This window comes from Streptomyces albidoflavus, assembly GCF_000719955.1.
Lineage (GTDB): Bacteria > Actinomycetota > Actinomycetes > Streptomycetales > Streptomycetaceae > Streptomyces > Streptomyces albidoflavus.
Genome location: NZ_JOII01000018.1, coordinates 53,093 through 73,756 on the forward strand (window position 1 = coordinate 53,093; position 20,664 = coordinate 73,756).

The 20,664-nt window shown below is 74.9% G+C and carries 11 protein-coding genes; 2 read left to right on the forward strand and 9 right to left on the reverse strand.

Annotation, left to right across the window (positions count from 1 at the left end; translation table 11 throughout):
- Positions 1 to 2 precede the first annotated feature (2 nt).
- Genes IF45_RS0119535 through paaA form a run of 6 tightly spaced genes read right to left on the reverse strand, consistent with a single transcriptional unit; the run spans position 3 to position 4,594 of the window.
- Positions 3 to 779, reverse strand: a complete 777-nt coding sequence (locus IF45_RS0119535; RefSeq protein WP_003946506.1) for an SDR family oxidoreductase — start codon at positions 777 to 779, stop codon at positions 3 to 5.
- 49 nt (positions 780 to 828) lie between these two features.
- Entirely contained in the window at positions 829 to 1,932 is a 1,104-nt protein-coding gene (locus tag IF45_RS0119540) for a 2Fe-2S iron-sulfur cluster-binding protein (RefSeq protein ID WP_023420845.1), read from the reverse strand.
- Between the two features lie 11 nt (positions 1,933 to 1,943).
- Positions 1,944 to 2,462, reverse strand: coding sequence for a 1,2-phenylacetyl-CoA epoxidase subunit PaaD (paaD, locus tag IF45_RS0119545; protein ID WP_023420846.1), 519 nt, complete (start codon positions 2,460 to 2,462; stop codon positions 1,944 to 1,946).
- Positions 2,459 to 3,247: a 1,2-phenylacetyl-CoA epoxidase subunit PaaC gene (paaC, locus tag IF45_RS0119550; protein ID WP_023420847.1), complete on the reverse strand. Its 789-nt coding sequence runs from the start codon at positions 3,245 to 3,247 to the stop codon at positions 2,459 to 2,461. Before paaC ends, paaD begins: the two co-directional genes overlap by 4 nt.
- Entirely contained in the window at positions 3,240 to 3,542 is a 303-nt protein-coding gene (gene paaB / locus IF45_RS0119555) for a 1,2-phenylacetyl-CoA epoxidase subunit PaaB (protein ID WP_003946502.1), read from the reverse strand. Before paaB ends, paaC begins: the two co-directional genes overlap by 8 nt.
- Positions 3,539 to 4,594: a 1,2-phenylacetyl-CoA epoxidase subunit PaaA gene (paaA, locus tag IF45_RS0119560; RefSeq protein WP_023420848.1), complete on the reverse strand. Its 1,056-nt coding sequence runs from the start codon at positions 4,592 to 4,594 to the stop codon at positions 3,539 to 3,541. The genes paaB and paaA overlap by 4 nt, the downstream gene beginning before the upstream one ends.
- Before the next feature lie 297 nt (positions 4,595 to 4,891).
- Here paaA and IF45_RS0119565 point away from each other — a divergent pair, with 297 nt between their 5' ends.
- Entirely contained in the window at positions 4,892 to 5,149 is a 258-nt protein-coding gene (locus IF45_RS0119565; protein WP_003946500.1) for an acyl carrier protein, read from the forward strand.
- Positions 5,149 to 6,627 carry a class I adenylate-forming enzyme family protein gene (locus tag IF45_RS0119570; RefSeq protein ID WP_003946499.1) on the forward strand — a complete coding sequence of 493 codons (1,479 nt, stop codon included), beginning with the start codon at positions 5,149 to 5,151 and terminating at the stop codon, positions 6,625 to 6,627. Before IF45_RS0119565 ends, IF45_RS0119570 begins: the two co-directional genes overlap by 1 nt.
- A gap of 83 nt (positions 6,628 to 6,710) precedes the next feature.
- On the opposite strand, the gene ccrA is transcribed toward IF45_RS0119570, so the two are convergent.
- Genes ccrA through IF45_RS0119585 form a run of 3 tightly spaced genes read right to left on the reverse strand, consistent with a single transcriptional unit; the run spans position 6,711 to position 20,500 of the window.
- Positions 6,711 to 7,937, reverse strand: a complete 1,227-nt coding sequence (ccrA, locus tag IF45_RS0119575; protein WP_003946498.1) for a crotonyl-CoA carboxylase/reductase — start codon at positions 7,935 to 7,937, stop codon at positions 6,711 to 6,713.
- Positions 7,938 to 7,986: 49 nt separating this feature from the next.
- Complete coding sequence (locus IF45_RS0119580) at positions 7,987 to 11,808, reverse strand: type I polyketide synthase (RefSeq protein ID WP_030308624.1); 3,822 nt, start codon at positions 11,806 to 11,808, stop codon at positions 7,987 to 7,989.
- Complete coding sequence (locus IF45_RS0119585; RefSeq protein ID WP_015508335.1) at positions 11,801 to 20,500, reverse strand: non-ribosomal peptide synthetase; 8,700 nt, start codon at positions 20,498 to 20,500, stop codon at positions 11,801 to 11,803. Before IF45_RS0119585 ends, IF45_RS0119580 begins: the two co-directional genes overlap by 8 nt.
- Positions 20,501 to 20,664 lie beyond the last annotated feature (164 nt).

Consider the following 20,664-nt stretch of genomic DNA (forward strand, 5'->3'; position numbering starts at 1 on the left):
GGTCACAGACCGAGGCCGACACCGCCGGTGGCGTCGATCCACTGCCCGGTGACCCAGCGGGCCTCGTCGCTCGCCACGAAGGAGACGACATCGGCGATGTCGGCGGGGGCGCCGAGCCGGCCGAAGACCGACGCCGAGGAGAGGGCCTTGCGGATCTCCGGGTTGCTCAGCGTCGGGTTGATCTCGGTCTCGGTGAAGCCGGGCGCGACCGTGTTGACCGTGATGCCGCGCGGGCCCAGCTGCTTGGCGAGGGCCGGCGTGAGCACGTCCAGGGCGCCCTTGCTCATCGAGTAGGCGACGATCGCCGGGTAGGCGGTCTGCGTCGCGGCGGAGGAGATGCTGATGATCCGGCCGCCGTCGCGCAGCCGCTCCAGGGACCGCTGGACGATGAAGAACGGCGCCCGGGTGTTCACCGCGAAGACCCGGTCGTACTCCTCCTCGGTGACGGCGGCGATGGGACGGGGCAGGGTGATGCCGGCGTTGTTGACCAGGATGTCCAGCCCCGGCCCGGAACCCGTCCCCGACAGCGCCTCGTCGAAGGCCGCCCAGAGCGTGGCCGCGTCCCCGTCCACGCCCAGTTCGGCGTGGACGGGGAAGGCGCGCCCGCCGTCCGTCTCGATCTCCTTGACCGTCCGCTCGGCCGCCGCGTGGTCGTGGCCGTAGTGGACGGCGACCAGGGCGCCCTCGGCGGCCAGCCGCCGGCTGATGGCGCGGCCGATGCCCCGGCTGCCGCCGGTGACGAGTGCGGTTCTGCCCTGGTGCCGCTGGGTGGTGGTCATGGGACTCTCCTCGTGGGAAGGGGTGGAAGGGGGGGGGAGGGGGGGGGACTCAGGCGTCGAAGTCGAGCGTCACGTCGTCGGTGCGCGGCCGGGCCCGGCACGCGAGGGTGTAGCCCGCCGCGAGGTCGGCCGCGTCCAGCGCGTGCTGCCGGCCGAGGGTCACGGCCCCCCGGACGACCTTGGCGCGGCAGTTCCCGCACACCCCGTCACGGCAGGCGTAGGGCGCGTCGGGGCGGGACCGCAGCACGGTGTCGAGGAGCGTGGTGTCCTCCGGTGCCGTCGTCACCGTGCCGGTGCGCCCGGCGAGCACGGTGGTGACCCGTCCCCGGCGGACGGCGGGCGCCTCGGGCTCCGGCTCCGGCGGTGCCCCGTCGGTGGAGAACAGCTCGAAACGGACGGTGTCCGGCTCGGCCCCCCACCCGTCGAGCGTGGAGCGGACCGTCTCCACCAGGCCGTACGGTCCGCACACCGCGAACCGGGTCCCGGGGCCGGGCCGGGCGCCCAGCAGGGTCAGCAGCCGCGTCAGCCGGTCCGCGTCGATCCGGCCGCTGAACAGCTCGGTCTCGCGCCGTTCGCGGGAGAGCACGTACAGCGCGGTGAAGCGGTCGACGTACGCGTCCTTCAGCACGGCCGTCTCGTCGGCCAGCAGGGCGCCGCGTGCGGTGCGCGCCGCGTGCACCAGGGAGACCCGGCACGTCGGGTCCTCCCGCAGGGCGGCCGCCGCCATCGGGGCCAGCGGCGTGATGCCGCAGCCCCCGGCGATCAGCACGTGGTGCGCGCCGCGTACCGGCGGCAGCCCGAAGTGGCCGGCGGGCGGACCCACCTCCAGGAGGTCACCGGCCGCGAGCCGTTCCAGGGCGTACGCGCCGAAACCGTCGGAGGTGTTCCGCTTCACCACCAGCCGCAGCGCCGCCGGGTCCTCGGGAGGCGGGCACACCGAGTAACTGCGGCGCAGTTCCCGGCCGCCGGACCGGTGCCGGACGACGACGTGGGCGCCGGGCCGGTGGGCGAACCGCTCGCGCAGGCCGTCCGGAACCTCCAGGGTGATCGCGATCGTGTCCTCGGTGAGCCGGTCCAGCGAGGTGACCGGCAGCGGGTACCAGCCGGTGCGCGGGGGCGCCGCCTGCGCCGCCCTCGGAACCGCAGTGTCCATGGGGTGTCGCCTCACATCGCCGTCATCAGGGGAAAGGTCTCCCGGCAGCCGGCGCAGTGGAGCATCGACTGACAGCGGGCGGGGCCGAACGCGCTGTGCGGGCGGGTGGCCAGGGAGCCGCAGTACGGGCAGGGCGTACCGAGACCGAGCCGTACGGGCTCGGGGGCGTCCGAGGGCACGGGCGGCGCGATCCCGTGCGCGGCCAGCGCGGTCCGGCCCCGCTCGCTGATCCGGTCCGAACTCCAGGCGGGCGCCAGCACGTGCCGGACGCGGCCCTCGGGGTGACCGCACCGCACCAGCACCTCCCGCACGGAGGCGGTGATCGCGGGCAGGGCCGGGCAGCCCAGAAAGGTCGGCAGGATCGCCACTTCGAGGTTGCCGTCGTCCGCGACCGCCACGGACTCGACCACCCCGAGGTCGCCGAGGCCGATCATCGGCAGCTCCGGATCGGGCACCTCGCCCACCTGCCGCGCCACCTCCGCCACGGGCAGCGGGGCGGGGGAGGGCTCCGGGTGCGGGGCGCCGCTCACCACGTGCCTCCCGGGAACTGCCGGTGCACCGACTGGAGTTCGGCGACCAGCGGGCCGAACGCCTCGGTGTGCAGGCCGTCGCGGCCCCCGGTGGCGTGCCACTTGGGCGCCGGGAGCGGCAGCCCGGCCCGCTTCAGCACGGCCGCCACCTCCTCGTGCCAGCGTTCGCGCAGCGGGCCCGGTGCGGGTACGGCACCCGCCGCGGTGAGCCCGCGCACCAGCGCGTCCTCCTCGAAGAGTTCGGCCGTGCACGGCCACACCCGCTCCAGCCCGGCCCGCATCCGCCGCGCGCTCTCCGCGGTGCCCAGGCCCAGCCGGACGACCCAGTCGTCGGCGTGCCGCCGGTGGTAGGCGACCTCCTTGGCCGCCCGGACCGCGAACGCCGCCAGCTCCGGGTCCGTACTCGCGGCCAGGGCCTCGTACAGGAGCACGGCGTGGTGGGTGTAGGCGAGCTGCCGTGCCACCGTCCCGGCGAAGTCGCCGTCCGGGATCTCGACGAGCAGCGCGTTGGTGAACTCCCGTTCCGTGCGCAGGAACGCGAAGTCGTCCTCGGTGCGGCCGGTGCCGTCCAGGCGCCCGCCGAGGGCCAGCAGGGTCCGGGCATGGCCGACCAGGTCGAGCGCGATGTTGGAGAGCGCCAGATCCTCTTCGATGGTCGGCGCCCTGGTGATCCACCCGCACAACTGCTGCGCGAGCACCAGCGCGTCGTCGCCGAGCCGCACCGCGTACCGCGCCAGCGCGGCGTCCGTACCCTGCCGGGCCGGCCCGGTCACCGTCTCAGTCATCGCCCTCGCCTCCTTCCGACAGCGGTACGAACTCCTCCGGGTAGCGGTACGGCTTGTGCGGCGCGTTGCTGAAGAACGGGTCGCGTTCACCGGGCGACGCCGCGTACACCGTGTCCGAGCGCACGACCCACAGCGACAGCGGCTCGCCGCGCCGGGTGTACAGGTCGCGGGCGTGGGAGAGCGCCATGTCGGGATCGCTCGCCCGTACCGAACCCACGTGCTGGTGGGACAGCCCGCGGCGGGGCCGCAGGAACACCTCCCAGGACGCCGGGGCGCCCTCCGCCGGCCTGCTCACGCCACCGCCTCCGTACTCGTGCCCGCCGTGTCCGCACCGGACTGCCGCGCCGCGTACGCGGCGGCCGCCTCCCGGACCCACGCGCCGTCCTCGTGCGCGGCGACCCGGTGGGCCAGCCGCTGCCGGGCGGTGTGCGTGTCGTCGCCCAGCGCGCCCCGGTACAGCTCCCAGTCGACCGGGCCGAAGTCGTAGTGCCCGCGCTCCTCGTTCCAGCGGATGCCGGGGTCGGGCAGGGTCAGGCCGAGGCGTTCCGCCTGCGGCACGCAGTGGTCGACGAACCGCTGGCGCAGCTCGTCGTTGGTGTGCCGCTTGATGCCCCAGGCGATGGCCCGGCGGGAGACCGCCGCCCCCAGCGCGGCGGTTTTGGCGTCGCCGCCCGCCGCCTCCGTGTCCGGCGGCCCGAACATCAGCGCCACCGCCGGCAGCCACCAGCGGTCCACCGCGTCCTGCGCCATCGCCTTCTGCGCGGGCGTGCCCTCGCAGAGCGCCTTCATCAGGTCGTACCCCTGCCGTACGTGGAACGCCTCCTCCTGGCACACCCGGCGCATGGCCCGCGCGTAGGGCCCGTACGAGGTGTGGCACAGCGGCGCCTGGTTGATGACCGCCGCGCCGTCCGTCAGCCAGGCGACGGCCCCGGTGTCCGCCCAGGTCAGTGCCGGGTGGTTGAAGGTCGCCGCGTACCGCTGCTGGCCGCGGTGGAGCGCCGCCAGCAGCTCCGCGCGGTCCACGCCCAGCGTCTCGGCCGCCGAGTACAGGTACAGGCCGTGGCCCGCCTCGTCCTGGACCTTCGCCAGCAGGACGGACTTCCGGTGCAGCGACGGTGCCCGGGTCAGCCAGGCGCCCTCCGGCTGCATCCCGATGATCTCGGAGTGCGCGTGCTGGGCGATCTGCCGGATCAGCATGCGGCGGTAGCCGTCCGGCATCCAGTCCCGGGGCTCGACCGTCTCCCCCTCGGCGAGCAGCGCCTCGAACTCGGCGGTGAGCCGGGCCTGCGACGCCGCCTCTTCGCCGGCGCCGGGGGAGGCCGCCGCCCGCGCCGGTGAGCCGGTCATACGGCCCCGCCCCCGGGCCGGGGCCACACCGGACCGGTGTCGCGGACCGCGACGGCCCTCTGCGCGCGCTGCCTGAGCACCTGCATCACATCCTCTGCTGCCAAGGGCGGAACCTCCGTACCCGGGAAGAGTCGTCCGGCCCGGTCCGCTATCCCCCGCCCTCCCGATCCGCCGCGTGACGAGCGTCACCACGGGGCCGGGGGATTGCCGCCGCCTCCTCGCGCCTCTTCCTCTGCGACAACACACGTGTGTGGCCGGGACCGGCGGACGGCCGCGGCTGAGTGAAGAGGAGAAGGCATGAGCACCATCAGGGAGTTGCTGGTCGAACTCACCGGTACCACCGAGTACGCCGAGACCCTCGGTGACGACGTCGACCTGGCCGGCAGCGGCATCGACTCGGGCGACCTGGTGCGCCTGGTCCTCCTGGTCGAGCAGCGCACGGGAGTGGAGATCACCGGGGACGACATGGAGGAACTGCGGACCATCGCCGACTACGAGCGGTTCGTCGCCGAGCGCACGACGGCCCCGGCCGCCGGGACGGCCGGCGGTGCCTGATGTGGCTGACCCAGTTGGCGGAGCGCAACCGCCAGTGCCACCCCGACCGCACCGCCCTCGTCGACGAGCGCCGTAGCGTCACCTGGGCCCAGTTCCACGACCGCACGGTCGAACTCGCCCGGGGCCTGGCCGCCCTCGGAATCCGGCGCGGTGACCGGGTCGCCGTCCTCGCCCAGGACCGGATCGAGGTGGTGGAGAGCTACTTCGCCCTCGCCCGGCTCGGCGCGCTCTTCGTTCCGCTCAACCACAGTCTGGCCGTCCCCGAGGTGGCCGGCATCATCGAGCGGGTCGGCGCCGTCGCCGTCCTCGGGGAGTCCGCCCTGCTCGACCGGCACACCTCGCTCCCCGCCTCCGTGCGCATCCGGATGCCGCTGGACAAGCCGGTCTTCGACGCGCTCGGCACGGTGGACGAGCCCGTCGAGCTGCCCGAGGTCGCCGACACCGACCCCGTCGCGATCCTGCACACCTCCGCGACCACCGGGCAGGCCAAGGGCGTCACCGTCGACGGCGGCTCCTTCCGCGCCATCGCCCTCGGCTGGCTCGTCCTCGCCCGCCCCACCGACGACATCGTGATGGTCAACTGCTGCCCGCTGTACCACGGCAGCATGGTCGTCTCCCTGACCTACATGGCCGCGGGCGCCACCATCGTGCTGATGCCCGGTTTCACCCCGCAGCGCGCTCTCGCCGCGGTGGAGGAGAACCGGGCCACGCACATGTGGATGGTCCCGCAGATGGTGCGGTTCATGCTCCAGGCCAAGGGCTCCCACCGCACCGACCTCGGCTCCCTGCGGGAGATCCTGTACGGCGCCGCGCCCATGCCGCTCGACGTGTACGCGGAGGCCGTCGAACGGCTCGGCTGCGGCTTCCGCCAGGTGTACGGCATGACCGAGGTCGGCGGTCCCTTCGTCACCCTGGGGCCGGACGAGCACCCCGAGCCCGGCGACGTCACCGCGCGCATCCCCTGCGGACGCGTCGTCCCCGGCATGTCCGCCCGCGCCGTCGGCGAGGACGGGCAGGAGGTGGCGCGCGGCGAGATCGGCGAGATCGTCGTCCGGGGACCCGGCGTCATGCAGGGGTACTGGAACGACCCGGAGGCCACCGAGGAGGTCACGGCCGACGGCTGGGTCCGCACCGGCGATCTGGGCTTCGTCGACGAGGGCGGACGCATCCACCTGGTGGACCGCAGCAAGGACGTCATCATCCGGGCCGGGCAGAACGTCTACCCCTCGGAGATCGAACGCGCCCTGACGGCCCATCCGGAGGTGCGCGACGCGGCCGTCGTCGGCGTGCCCGACGAGGACTACGGCGAGGTCCCGCTCGCCTACGTCGTCGTCGAGGAGGGGACGACCACGGCCACCCTGCTGGCGCACGTCCGCGAGAACCTGGCTCCCTACAAGCGGCCCCGGTCCTTCGAGTTCATCGAGCGGGTGCCCCGCAACCCCGCCGGGAAGATCCTGAAGAAGGCGCTGCGCGCCTGAGCGCCCCGGCACCGCTCCACCGGAGAAGAGACGAGGGCCGGTACCCCGCTGGGGGTACCGGCCCTCGTACGTGCCGGCCGGCGCTACTCGGTGGCGTTCACCAGCACCGCCATGTTGCCCGAGGGGTGCTGGTTGTCGTGGATGAGTTGGTGGGCCAGCCCGATCTCCTCGAAGCCGAAGGTGCGCGACAGACAGGGGTCGATCGCGCCCTGGTCGATCAGCCGCGTGATCTCGCGCGCCTCACGGGCGCTGGCGACGTGCGAGCCCTGCAGGCGCTTCTGCCGCATCCACAGGAACCGCAGGTCCACGTCGCCGTTGTAGCCGGTCGTGCCGCCGCAGATCACGACCATGCCCGCGTTGTCGGCCATGTAGATCGAGGTCGGGATGGTGTCGGCACCCGAGTGCTCCAGCACGATGCGCGGCGCGCGGCGCTCCCCGAGGACCTCCCAGAAGCGGCGGCCGAAGGCGCGGGCGCCGTCCAGCCATTGCTTCATCGCCTCCTCGTCGGTGGTGTCGGGCAGCCGGCCCCAGTGGTCGAACTCGCGCCGGTCGATCCACCCCTTCGCCCCGAGCCGCATACAGAACTCGCCGCGCTCCTCGCTGGAGACCACGGCCACGGGGATCCCGCCGACATGGCGCACGAGCTGGATGGCGATACTGCCGAGGCCGCCGGCGCCGCCCCAGATCAGGACCGGGTCGCCGGGCCGCACGGTGTGCGGCTCCCAGCCGAAGAGCTGACGGTAGGCGGTCGCCGCGGTGGCCATGTAGCAGGAGGCCGCCGCCCAGGAGAGCCGCTGCGGCTTCGGGTGGCACATGTACTCGTCGACGACGGCGAACTGCGCGAACGAACCGTAGTTCTCCTCGTACCCCCAGACCCGCTGGGTGGAGGAGGTCACCGGGTCGGCACCCAGCCGGATGTCCTGGGCCGACTCGTCCCAGCGGCAGGCCAGCACGACCACCTCGGCACCGGGCTTCAGGCGCACGCCGTCACCGACCGCCCAGACGATGCCCGACAGGTCCGAGCCGCCGATGTGGAAGTCCTCGGTGGCACCCTGCTTCTGGCGGGCCGCGATCACGTCGAGCGGCTCGCCGAGCGCCGCCCACACGTTGTTGTAGTTGACGCCGGCGGCCATCACCTTGACGAGCACCTGTCCGGGGCCCACGGGCGGAACGTCCACCACTTCGGTGCGGAAGGCGTCGACGGGACGGCCGTAGCGTTCCTGGCGGATCAGGGAGGCGTACATCTGCTTCGGCGCGGTGCCGAGGGGAGGGGCGTCGCCGAGTTCGTAGAGGTCCTTGGTCATGGTCACGGGGAGTCCTTCGGGAGCGGGGCGGGCGGGTCGGATCCGGGGCAGTGGGTCAGCCGGAGGCCGGGCGCAGGGCCTTGGCGACGACCTCGCCGATGCGGGCGATCGGGTCGGGTTCGGTCATGTCGTAGTGGCCGCAGGGCACGGCGTGGTCCTCGAAGGCACCCCGCACGTACGGGCGCCAGGCGTCGGCCTTGCCGGCCGCGAGCGAGAGGTCCCCGGCGTCGGCGGCCGGGACGAGGTCCCGCGTGGCGCTGAAGAACAACGCGTCGCCGCGGAAGACGCCGGGCGTGAACTCCGGTGCGATCCGCAGGTTGTTGCGCATCACGGCGGCGATGGAGGCCGCCTCGTCGCGGGAGACGGGCGAGGAGCCGGCGGCGTGGGCCGCACCGACGCGGTCGAGCACGTCTTCGACTCCGGGCGGGCCGTCCGCGCCGACCTCCAGCCCCGCCACCCGCGAGAGCAGTCCCGCGACCTGCCTCTCCGCGGTCTTCGGGTCGTGCGCGCTCCCGTGCGGGAGCGGGGCGTCGAGCAGCGCCAGCAACTCGACCTCCTCACCGCGCTCCTGCAGGGCGCACGCCATCGCGTGGGCGACGAAACCGCCGTACGACCAGCCCAGGAGCCGGTACGGGCCGCTCGGCTGGACCGTGCGGAGGAGGTCGAGATAGCCCTCGACCATCTCCCGGGCGTCGCGGGCCGGCTGCCGGGCGCCGTCCAGACCGGCGGCCTGGAGGCCGAACACCGGCTGGTCCGCGCCGAGATGAGGCAGCAGTCCGGAGTACCGCCAGGAGACTCCGGCGCCCGGGTGCACACAGAACAGGGGCCGCCTGCCGCCGTCGGGACGCAGGGGCAGCAGCGGCGCCAGCGCGCCCGGCCCGGCGACGGCGTCCTCGGCGGGTTCGCCGGCGGCGAGCAGGCCCGCCACCGTCGGCGCGGCCAGCAGGGAGGCGGCCGGCACGTCCAGCACACCCTTCTGCCGCAGCCGCCCCACGAGGAGCACCGCGCGCATCGAGTCGCCGCCCAGGTCGAAGAAGTTGTCGTGGACCCCGATGCCACCGATCCCGAGGGCCTCCTCCCACAGCTCGGCGACGGCCCGCTCGCGCGGGGTGCCGGGAGCCACGTGGGCGGTCGCCAGGTGCGGACGCGGCGCGAGCCCCGTCCCCCCGCCCGGGGCCGGCTCCTCCGGCCGGGCGCCGGACCCCTCCGGGGCGCGCGCCCCGGGTGCGTCGATCCAGTGGCGGTGGCGCTCGAAGGCGTACCCGGGCAGCGGTACCCGGCCCGTGCCGCGCGGCGGGCGCGGGACGGGCGGGAGCGCGGCGTCCACACCGGCGCTCCACAGCCGCCCCAGCGCCTCGGCCAGCACGAAGCCGTCCGCCGCCTGCGCCTTGGCGTGCCGCATGGTCGTCACGGTGACCGGGCCCTCGCCGTCGAGCCGCGCCCGCGCCAGCTTGGTGAGGCTGTCGCCGGGCCCGATCTCGACGAGGACCGGCCGCTCCCGTTCCCACAGCGCGGCGATGCCGTCGGCGAACCGGACGGTGCGCCGGGTGTGGTCCACCCAGTGACCGACCTCCGTCGCCTGCGCGTCGGTGGCCCAGTCGCCCGTCACGTTGGTGACGTACGGGATGCGCGGCGGCCGCAGGGTCAGCGTGCGCAGGTGACCGGCGAAGCTCTCCAGGATCGGGTCGAGCACGTGCGAGTGGGCGGCGGCGGGCATCCGCAGCCGGCGGAACGGCACGTCGCGGCGGGTCAGTTCCGCCTCCAGCCGGTCGACCGCGTCGGTGTCGCCGGCGACCGTGCACGCCACGGGGCTGTTGACCGCCGCCAGCGACAGCCCCTCGCCCAGCAGCGGGAGGACGGTGTCGACGGAGGCCGCGACCCCGACGGTGGCACCGCCCGAGGAGGCGATGAGCCGGATGCGCTCGGCGACCACCGGCAGCGCCTCGTCGATCTCCATCACCCCGGCCAGACAGGCGGCGGTGTACTCGCCGAGCGAGTGCCCGATCAGGGCGTCGGGCCGGACCCCCTCCTCCATCAGGGTGCGGGCCAGCGCGTACTCGGTGACGAACAGCGCCATGAAGGCGGCCGTGCTGCCCGGCTCCACCTCCTCGAACAGGGCGGTGCGCAGGTCCGAGCCGAGGGCCGGCCGCAGGAGGGCGGAACAGTGGTCCACGGTGTCCCGGTAGACGTCGTTCTCCCGGTACAGCCCACTGCCCATGCCGACGTACTGGGTGCCGCCGCCCGGCAGCAGGAAGGCCACCTTCGGCGGCTCGTCGGGCACCGGCGGCACGGCGGGCACCGCCGCGCGCAGCGCCCCCACCGCCTCCGGCACCGACGACGCCGACACGGTGAGACGGTGCCGCAGCGCGGGCCGGTCGGTGCGCAGCGCGCCCGCCACGTCGTCCAGCCGCAGCCCCGGCCGCTCCTCCAGCCGGAGCGCGAGCGCGTCCGCCTGCCCGCGCAAGGCCCCCGAGGTCCGCGCCGACAGCGGCAGGACGAGCCGGCGGCCGTCCTCCGCGGGGCGCGGCGGGGCGGGCGCGACCGGCGGAGCCTCCTCCAGGATCACGTGCGCGTTGGTGCCGCCGACCCCGAAGGCGCTGACCGCCGCACGCCGGGGATGGCCGGGCTCCTGTGGCCACTCCTCCAGCGTGGTCGGCACGCGGAACGGGCCGGAGCCGAAGTCGATCAGCGGGTTCGGTCGGTCGAAGTGCAGGCTCGGCGGGATCCGGCGGTGCTCCAGCGCGAGGACCGCCTTGACGAGCCCGGCCATCCCCGCCGCCGCCCCGAGGTGCCCGATGTTGGTCTTGACCGAGCCGAGGGCGCAGTAGCCGCGCCGGTCGGTGCTCTGGCGGAACGCCTCGGTGAGCGCCGCCACCTCGATGGGGTCGCCGATGCGGGTGGCGGTGCCGTGCGCCTCGACGAGACCGATGGTGTCCGCGTCGATCCCGGCCAGCGCCTGTGCGGCGAGCACCACCTCCGTCTGGCCCTGCGTACTCGGCGCGGTGAAGCCGACCTTGCGGCGGCCGTCGTTGTTGACGGCCGTGGCGCGGACGACGGCCCGGATGCGGTCGCCGTCGGCCAGCGCGTCCTCCAGCCGCTTGAGGACCACCGCGCCCACGCCGTCGCCCGACGAGGTGCCCGCCGCGTCGTCGGCGAAGGTGCGGCAGTGCCCGTCGGGGGAGAACGGACCGTCGGGCACATGGCGGTAGCCGAGGTGGGCCGAGGGATTCAGCGAGACCGCCGCCGCCAGAGCGGTGTCGCAGCGGTACTCGACGAGATCCTGGAAAGCGGTGTGCAACGCCACCAGCCCCGTGGAACAGGCGGTCTGGAGCGACAGGCTCGGCCCGGTCAGACCCAGCTCGTAGGAGACCCGGGTGGCGAGCGTGCCCAGCGAGTTGGCGGTGGCCGCGTGGACCAGGGCCACCGAGCCGGGCTGCCCGGCGAACCGGGGGTGCACGTGCGCGGGGTAGTAGCGGCTGTCGCCGCTGCCCGCGTACACCCCGGTCGTACCGGACGGGGTGTCCTCGCCGAGACGGCCCGCGTCCTCCAGCGCGTGGTAGGCCGTCTCCAGCAGCAGCCGCTGCTGCGGGTCGACGACCGCCGCCTCGGCCGGGCTGTACCCGAAGAAGCCCGAGTCGAAGCGGTCGATGCCCTCGATCACCGACGCCATCCGGATCAGGGACGGGTCGTCGAGGTCCTCCGGGTCACCGCCCGCCGCCAGGAACTCCTCGTCGCTGACCGGCCGTACGGACTCGTGTCCCCGGGCGAGGTTGTCCCAGAAGGCGTCGACGTCGTCGGCGCCGGGGAAGCGCGCCGCCATGCCGATCACGGCGACGGCCGGCGCCTCGTCCTCGGGCAGGGCCTGCGGGTCATCCATGGCGTCGGTCCTTCCTCTGCTGCGCGGACCGGCGGGCGCCGCGCGCCGACCGCTGCCGCTCTGCCTGCTGCTTGGCCCTCTCCAGCCCGGAGGGCGGGGGAGCGGGGGCGTCCGGGACCGGCCCGGACGCGGCGTCCCGTGGCGCGGCTGCCGCCCCCTGCTGGGAGAGGTGCCGGGCCAGGGCCCGCACGGTGGGACGGGAGAAGAGGTCCACGACGCCCAGCTCGCACCCGAGGGCCTTGTTGACCGCGGTCTGCGCCGCCACGAGCAGCAGCGAGTTGCCACCCAGGTCGAAGAAGTTCTCGTCCCGTCCCACCCGGTCGCGGCCCAGGACCGTGCACCACACGGCGGCCAGTTCGCTCTCCAGCCGCCGCAGCTCGTCGGCGCCGCCGGTGTCCTCGCTCCGGCCGGAGGAGCCGGCCGACCGCAGGACGAACGTGCCCTCCGGTCCGGCGGCCCGTGCGGCGGCGCCGTACAGGGCGCCCAGATCGGTGCCCTCGTCGAGGACGACCCGGGCGGCCGTGCGCCGTACCTGCCGTACCGGTGCGAGGACGTGCGAGCGCACCCAGGGGGCGGTGCGGTCGGCGCCGATGAGCAGGTGCGGGAGGTCCAGCGTGCGCGCGAGGTCGAAGGAGCGCAGGGCGGCCTGGGCGTCCAGCACCCGGTAGCCGCGCGCCTCGGTGAGCGAGGTGAGCTGGTAGCCGAGGCTCATCCCCCGCTCGCGCCACATGCTCCAGGCCAGGCTCTGCCCCGGCAGGCCCTCGCGCCGGCGCCGGAGGGCGAGGTCGTCCAGGGCCGCGTTGGCCGCCGAGTAGGCCGCGTTCATCGCGCCGCCGAAGAACCCGTTGACAGAGGAGAAGGTGACGAACGAGGTGACCGGGTGGCCGGCGGCGACCCGGTGCAGGGCCCACGCCCCGTCGACCTTGGCCGCCAGCGCCTCGCGCCACTCCTGCGGGGTGAGTTCCCGGACGGGCCGCTCGTCGAAGGCGCCGGCCAGGTGCAGCACCGACACCAGCGGGACGCCCCAGGCGTCGGCGGCCCGCCGCACGGCCGCCCGCACCTGCGCGGCGTCGGTGACGTCGGCGGTCTCGTAACGGACCTCGCCGAGCCCTCGCAGCCTCCGGAACGCCTCGATACGGGACGAGGCGGGACCCGCGTCGGCCAGGTGCCGCTCCCAGGTGTCCTCGGGGGGCAGCCCGGTGCGGCCGATGAGCAGCAGCCGTGTGCCGGGCTCCTTCAGCAGGTGGGCGGCCACCTCGCTGCCGACTCCGCCCAGACCACCGCTGACCAGGTGGAAACCGTCGGCCGGGGCCGGGGCCGGGGCGGTCCGGGGCGCGGAATCGGGCAGCGGGGCCAGCCGCCGCACGTACCTCAGGCCCTCGCGCCGGGCGACCTCGGTGTCGGCCGGGAAGCCGGCCGCCTCCGCCAGCACCGCCGCCGCCCGGTCCCCGGCGCTCCCGCCGGAGAGGTCGAGATGGACGCCGCGCAGCCACGGCAGTTCCTCGCGCAACGACTTGAGCAGCGCCCCGGCCGCGGCGTGCGAGGCCGTGGGCCGCTCCTCGGGCGTCACGGCCTGCGCGCCGGCGGTCACGAACAGCAGGTCCACCGGCCGCTCGCCGCCGGTCCGGCCGGCGAGTGCCTGTGCCAGCACCAGCAGCGACACGTCGCTTCCCGGGGCCGCGCCGTCCTCCGCGTCCTCCGTCGCGGCGAGGTGCACCACCGTGTCCGGCGTCCGCCCGTCCGCCTCCAGCCTCTCCAGCACCGCCGCGAGATCCCCGGCCTCGCCGGGACGTACGCGGTAGGCGGCCGCGCCGTTCCGCTCAGGGGCCGGGCCCTCCGTGACGACCGTGCACAGTCCGCCGGCGTCGCGCACCGCCCCGGCGACCTCTTCGGCCACCGCGTGGGCGTGCGGCGCGGGTCCCGCGAGGACGAGGACGCGGTGGCCCGCCGGGAGGGTGGCCGCGTGCAGGTTCTCGGCGGGCCGCCACAGCGGGTGCAGGAACCAGTCCGGCACGGTGGCGGCCGTGCCGAGCAGCAGCTGCGTCTCGCGGACGGCGCCGTCGAACTCGCCCGCCTCGAAGGACTTGCGGAGCTTGGTCCGCTGGATCTTGCCGATCTCCGTCTTCGGGATCGCCTCGGCCTCGACGGGGATCAGGAACGCGGGGCTCACCCCGATCTCCCGGGTGACCTTGCCGGCGATCTCCCGGAGCGCACCGGCCGGGTCCTGGCCGGGGGCCAGACGGAGGAAGAGCGCCAGTTCGTCGGTGGCGGCCGACGCGTCGGACCGGACGGCGACGGCGGCCGTGAAACTCCGGACGACGCTGGGCAGTTCCTCGACGCAGGCCTCGATCTCGTGGCTGTAGTGGTTGACGCCGTTGACGATGATGACGTCCTTGGCGCGTCCGGTGATGTACAGCTCGCCGTCGCGCAGGAACGCCAGGTCGCCGGTGTCGAACCAGCCGTCCTCGGTGAACGACTCGGCGTTGGCCCGCGCGTTGTCGTGGTAGCCGTGTGTCACCGAGGTCCCGCGGACCTGGAGCCGGCCCACGTCGCCCTCCGGGAGGAGCGCGTCCTGGTCGTCGACGACGCGCATGGCGAATCCGGGGTAGGGCAGGCCGCAGCTGACGAACGCCTCGTCGTGGTCGGGCGCCTCGGAGGCCAGCACGCTGTCGGTCACCACCGAGCAGGTCTCCGACATGCCCCAGCCCGGGTGCATGACGTCCTGGGGCAGCCCGAACGGCGCGAGGACGTGCAGGAACCGTCGTGCCGCGGAGGCCACGACGACCTCACCGGCGTTCATCACCAGCCGCACGGGAGAAAGGTCCCAGTCGCGGTCCTGGAAGCGGTGGGCCTGCTCGGCGAGGAGCCCGAACGCGAAGTTCGGGGCCCAGGTGACGCTCACGCGGTGGCGGTCGGCCAGTTCCGGCCACCGCACCGGGTCCTCCAGGATCCAGGAGGTCGGCGCGTGGATCTGCCGGCAGCCGAGGTAGACGTCGCGCAGGTGGAACATGACGACGCCGGTCACATGGTCGAGCGGGATCCAGTTCAGGGAGACGTCGCCGGAACCCAGCCCGTTCATCGCCTCGGTGGCCGCGGCGCGGGTCAGTACGTTGCGGTGGGTGAGCCGCACCGCCTTCGGCAGACCGGTGCTGCCCGAGGTCATCAGCATCAGGACGAGGTCGTCGGGCCGGGCCTCGTACCAGTCGCGGTCCTCGGGCTCCTCGCGCAGCGCGTCGGCCGTGGTGAGCCGGAGTCCGGACCACTCGCGGCGGGCGGCCAGCTCCCGCAGTCCGGGCTCACCGGCGGCCGAGGTCACGATCCAGGGCCGGTCCAGCATCTCCCAGATGCCTTCGAGCTTGCTGACGGCGGCCGAGGTGGTGGCGTAGGAGACGGGCACCGTCAGCGGGACGGCGACGAAGCCGCCGAGGACGCAGCCCCACAGCGTGGCGACGAAGTCCTCGGTGTCGTCGCACTGGAGGATGACCCGGTCGCCCGGCCTGAGGCCCCGTCGGCGCAGGCCCGCCAGGACACGTGAGGCTTCGGGGACGAGACTCGCGTACGACCGCCGGGTCTCCGAGCCGTCCGCGCGCACGTGCACGACCTCGCCGTCCGGGCGGCCCGCTGCGCGCAGCAGCGCCTCGGCCCAGCCGGAGACCGACGGCTCGGGCAGCGCGGGACCCTCACTGAGCGCGGGGACGGACGCCGGACGCTCCACGGACGGCGCGTCGGGTTCTGCCGCGCCCCCGGCGGCCCGCGGGCGCCCCACGTGGCGGCGCTCCAGCTCCTCGGGCACCTCCTCCAGGACCACCTCGGCCTCGCGGACGCCCGGCAGCCGGGCGAGTCGCTCCCGCCAGGCACCCGCCGCCACCTGGTCGATGACGGGAAGATCCTTCAACGCGCCCTCGTCCAGGCCGCCTTCGGCCGTACGGGGCAGGCCGCTGATCGCGACGACCCGCGTTCCCGGCGCAAGGGAGGAGACCACCTGCTCGGTCCGGTCGGCCGCCCCGGCCCGGTTCGGCACCACGTACACCGTGGCGGGCTCCCCGTCCGGACCGGGCAGGACGACCGCGTCCCCGACCCCGGGCACCTCCAGGACGGCGCGGGTCAGCGCCCCGGCCCGGGCGGTGGTGTCCGCCGTGGCGGGGGAGGGGCGGTCCGCCCGCGGCAGGGCGCCGGTCCGCACCTCGGGGTCGGCGCAGACCACGGTCAGCAGGTCGCGCAGCGCGCCCGCGAACCTCTCGGCGGTGGCCGGGTCGTAGAGGTCGGCCGCGTACTCGACGTGCAGGTCGAGCCCGTCGGCGGTGCCGTCCGCGCCGTGCCGCTCCAGGACGTCGACGAAGAGGTCGAACTTGGCGGTACCGGTCGCGGCCGGGCGCAGCGGCACCCGGTCCTCGCCGAGCGTGAGCACGGCCCGCTCGTTGTTCTGCAGGGCCAGCATCACCTGGAACAGCGGATGCCGGGCCGGGTGGCGGCGCGGGTTCACCTCCTCGACCAGCCGGTCGAACGGCAGATCCTGGTGGTCCAGCGCCTGTACGTCGAACGCCCGCACCCGGGCCAGGAGTTCACGGAAGGTGGGGTCCCCCGAGGCATCGGCGCGCAGTACCAGGGTGTTGGTCAGCAGCCCGACGACCTCGTCGAGCGCCGGCTCGGTGCGTCCGGCCACAGGGGTGCCGACGACGATGTCGTCCCCGGCGCCCCACCGGTTCAGCAGCAGGGCCAGCGCACCGTGCAGCACCATGAAGAGGCTGGCGTTCTCGTGGTCCGCCAGGCGCAGCAGCTCCCGGTGCGTCCCGGCGTCCAGGGGCACGGTCACGCCGCCACCGCGCCCGGACGGGGCCGCCGGGCGCGGGCGGTCCGGAGGCGGCGCACTCTCCTCGGGCAGCCCGTCCAGCGCCTGGCGCCAGAACGAGGTCAGCCGCTCCAGCCGGCCCGGCCCCTCCGGGGCGGGCGCGAGCACCCGCCGCTGCCAGAGCGCGAAGTCGGCGTACTGGAGTGCCGGCGGCGCCCAGTCGGGCGCCGCACCGGCGCGGCGCGCGGCGTAGGCGGTGCCGAGGTCGTCGGCGAGCGGCCGCAGCGACCACCCGTCGGCCGCGCTGTGGTGCAGCACGAGCAGCAGGGTGCGCGTGTCACCGGTACCGAACACCCCCGCCCACAGCGCGCTGTCACGCGTCAGGTCGAAGGAGCGGCGCATCGCCGCGGCCACGTGCGCGGCGCGTTCCTCGTCGGGGCAGTCCACCACGTGCAGTTCGGGCCGGAGCGTGCCGGGCGGCAGCACCCGCTGGTGGATCGCACCGTCCTCCTCCCCGAAGACGGTGCGCAGGCTCTCGTGGCGGTCGGCGACGTCTCCCAGGGCCGCCCGCAGCGCGTCCAGGTCCAGCGGATGCCGCAGGGCCACGGGCAGGGGAATGTTGTACGTGGCCGCCGCGCCGTCCATGCGGCTGAGGAACCACATGCGCTCCTGGGCGAAGGAGGCGGGCACCAGGGACGGGCGCTCGGACGCCGTGAGCGCGGGCAGCGGCCGGCCGGCGTCCGCTCCGGCGGTGAGGCGCTCGGCCAGGGCCGCCGGGGTCGGCGTGTCGAAGAGCGCCGAGATCGGAACGTCCGTGCCGGTCCGTTCCCTCAGCCGGGCCAGCAGCCGGGTCGCGAGCAGCGAGTGGCCGCCGAGGTCGAAGAAGTTGCCGCCGGTGCCGACGGAGTCCGCGGGCAGCCGCAGCACTTCCTCGAACAGGCCGCACACCAGGCGCTCTTCGGGCGTCGCGGGCGGGGCACCGCCCGTGCCGCCGCCGAAGTCGGGGGCGGGCAGGGCCGCCGTGTCCAGCTTGCCGTTGGCGGTCAGGGGCAGTGCGTCGAGGAGCACGCAGGCGGCGGGGACCATGTAGGCGGGCAGCCGCGCCGCCAGGTGGGCCCGCAGCCCGGCGGGGTCGGCCCCGCCCTCCTCGGCGGGCACCGCGTAGGCGACGAGCTGGGTCAGGCCGTCCTCGGCGGCGCGCGGGACGACGGCGCCGCCGGCGACCGCCGGGTGCGCGGTCAGTACGGCCTCGATCTCGCCCGGCTCGATACGGAAGCCGCGGATCTTGACCTGCTGGTCGGCGCGGCCCGCGTGGACGAGGGTGCCGTCGGGACGCCACCGGGCCAGGTCGCCGGAGCGGTACATCCGGGTGCCCGGCGCTCCGAAGGGGTCCGGCAGGAACCGCTCCTCCGTCAGCTCCGGCCGGTTCAGGTAACCGGGCGCCACACCCGGCCCGGACACGTACATCTCGCCGGTCGCACCGGGCGGCACCGGCCGTCCGGCCGCGTCCAGGACGTACACCCGCAGGTCGGCCAGGGGCCGGCCGATGACGCCGCGGCGGCGCGGGTCCTCCAGGTCGGCACGGACCAGCCGGTGGAAGGTGACGTGCACCGTCGTCTCGGTGATGCCGTACATGTTGACCAGCTCCGGCGCGTCCAGGCCGTGCCGGTCGGCCCACGGGCGCAGCCGCTCCGCCACGAGCGCCTCCCCGCCGAGGACCACGTACCGCAGGGAGCCCGTGGCCCGGTCCGTCGCGGCGTCCGCGAGGACGAGCTGTTCGAAGGCGGACGGCGTCTGGTTGAGGACCGTCACCTTCTCCTCGTCGAGCAGCCGCAGGAACTCCCGGGGCGAACGGCTCACCTCGTAGGGCACCACGACCAGCCGCCCGCCGTGCAGCAGCGGGCCCCACAGCTCCCACACCGAGAAGTCGAAGGCGTACGAGTGGAACAGCGTCCACACGTCGTCCGCGCCGAAGCGGAAGTGCTCCCCGGACGCCTCGAAGAGCCGCACCACGTGGGCGTGGGGCACCGGCACGCCCTTGGGGCGCCCGGTCGAGCCGGAGGTGTGGATGACGTAGGCGGTGTCGTAGGGGCCGGTCGCGCCCGCGCGGTCCGCGTCGGTCAGGTCGTGCGGCGCGCGGCCTGCCAGGTCGGCCACGGTCCGAGCGTCGTCGACCACCACGACCCGCGCGTCCGTCGCGGGCAGCCGCCCCGATCCGGCGGTGTCGGTGACGACGGCGACGGGTTCCGCGTCCGCCATGACCAGGGCCAGCCGTTCGGCGGGGTGCCCGGGGTCCAGCGGAAGGTACGCGGCGCCCGTCTTGAGGACGGCGAGCAGCGCGGGGACGAGCCGCGGACCGCGGGGCAGGGCCAGGGCGACGAACCGGCCGGGCCCGGCCCCCTGTTCGACGAGCAGCCGGGCCAGCCGGTTGGCCTCCGCGTTCAGCTCGGCGTAGCTCAGCGTCTCCCCGGCGTAGGACACGGCCGTGCGCCCGGGGCTCTCGGCGACGCGGGCCTCGAAGAGCTGGGGGAGGGTACGTGTCACGCGAGGTGCGGGCTCGTCCCGGCGGACGGGCTCCTCGCCGGGCAGCAGGACGGGAGTCTCACCCAGCGGCAGTTCCTCCGGGCAGGTCCGCAGTTCGCGCAGGACCTTGAGGAACCGCTCCAGGAACAGGGCGAGTCCGTCCTCCTCGTACAGGTCGGGGTGGGCGTCGAAGGCCAGCCAGAGGGTGTCCGCCTCCGCGCCGGGCCGCACCGAGATCTGGAGGTCGTCGACCGCCCCGCCCGAGAGGTGGTGGGAGGTCGAGGGGTGTCCGCCGAAGGTGAGGTCCTCGCTGAAGGGGACGATGTTGACGACCGGCCCGTGGACACGGCGGCCACGGCCCAGCACACCGAGGTCGCGGCGGATCGACTCACCGCGGTGGCGCTGGTGGGCGCGCAGCCCGCGCAGGTCGTCGGCGACCGCCCGGACGAAGCCGCCGACCGGTGTGTCCGCCGAGGCCGCGACCCGCAGCGGCAGGATGTCCGAGGCCGTACCGGGGGTGCGCAGCGCCGCGCTGCCCAGCCGGCTCATCGTGGCGAGCCCGAGGACCAGATCGTCGGCGCCGGTCATGCGGTGCAGGAAGGCGGCGACGGCGGCGACCAGCAGATCGGTCCGCGCGACCCCCATCCCCTTGGCGGCCTCGTCCAGGGCGCGCGTCTCGGCGGGGGAGAGGACCGCGGTACGGCGCAGGAACGGAGCCCTGGGCGGCGCGGTGCGGTCGGTGAGCCGCACCGGCTCGGGCAGCCCCGCCAGCCGCTCCGTCCAGTACGCGCGGTCGCGTCGATGGCGGTCGGAGCCGAGGTAGGCGGCCTCCTCGGCGGCGAGCCGGTCCGCGGACTCGAAGCCGGCGGGCGGCGGTTCCTCCCCGGCGGCCAGCGCCGTGTAGGTGTCGGCCAGACGACGTGCCACCAGCTTGTAGCTGTAGCCGTCCAGCAGGATGTGGTGGGCGCGCAGGAACCAGATGAACCGGTCGGGGGCGAGCGTCAGCAGGGCGTGCGAGAAGAGCGGCCCCGCCGCCACGTCCACCGGCGTCGCCAGGTCCCGGCGTATCCACTCCTCGGCGGCTGCGGCCGGGTCCGCCTCACCGCTGACGTCCACCCGGTGCACCGGCATCTCGTCCGGATCGCCGTCCCGCACGGCGCGCGGTCCGTCGGGCGTGTCCAGGAAGCGCAGGGCGAAGGTGTCGGCCTCGCGGACGGTCCGCCGCAGCGCCGTCTCGAAGAGGGCGGTGTCGACGGGTCCGTGGATCTCGACGTACTCACCGGTGTTGTAGGCGGCGGTGCCGGGCGCGAGCCGATGGGCGAACCAGAGCCCCTCCTGTGCCCCGGAAAGCGGCCGACGATCGTCCTCGTTGCCAGACATGACACCAACCCTCGGTTGCGAGCAGGTACTTCTCACGGGGGGGCAGGGCGAGCGCGGCGTTCCGGGGGCAGGAACCCCGTCCGGTCGTCGCGGGCCGTGCCCCGGTTCACCCTGCCCTCGCCCGGTCGGGCGGATCAAGCGCGGACGGCACTCGGCGGCCCATT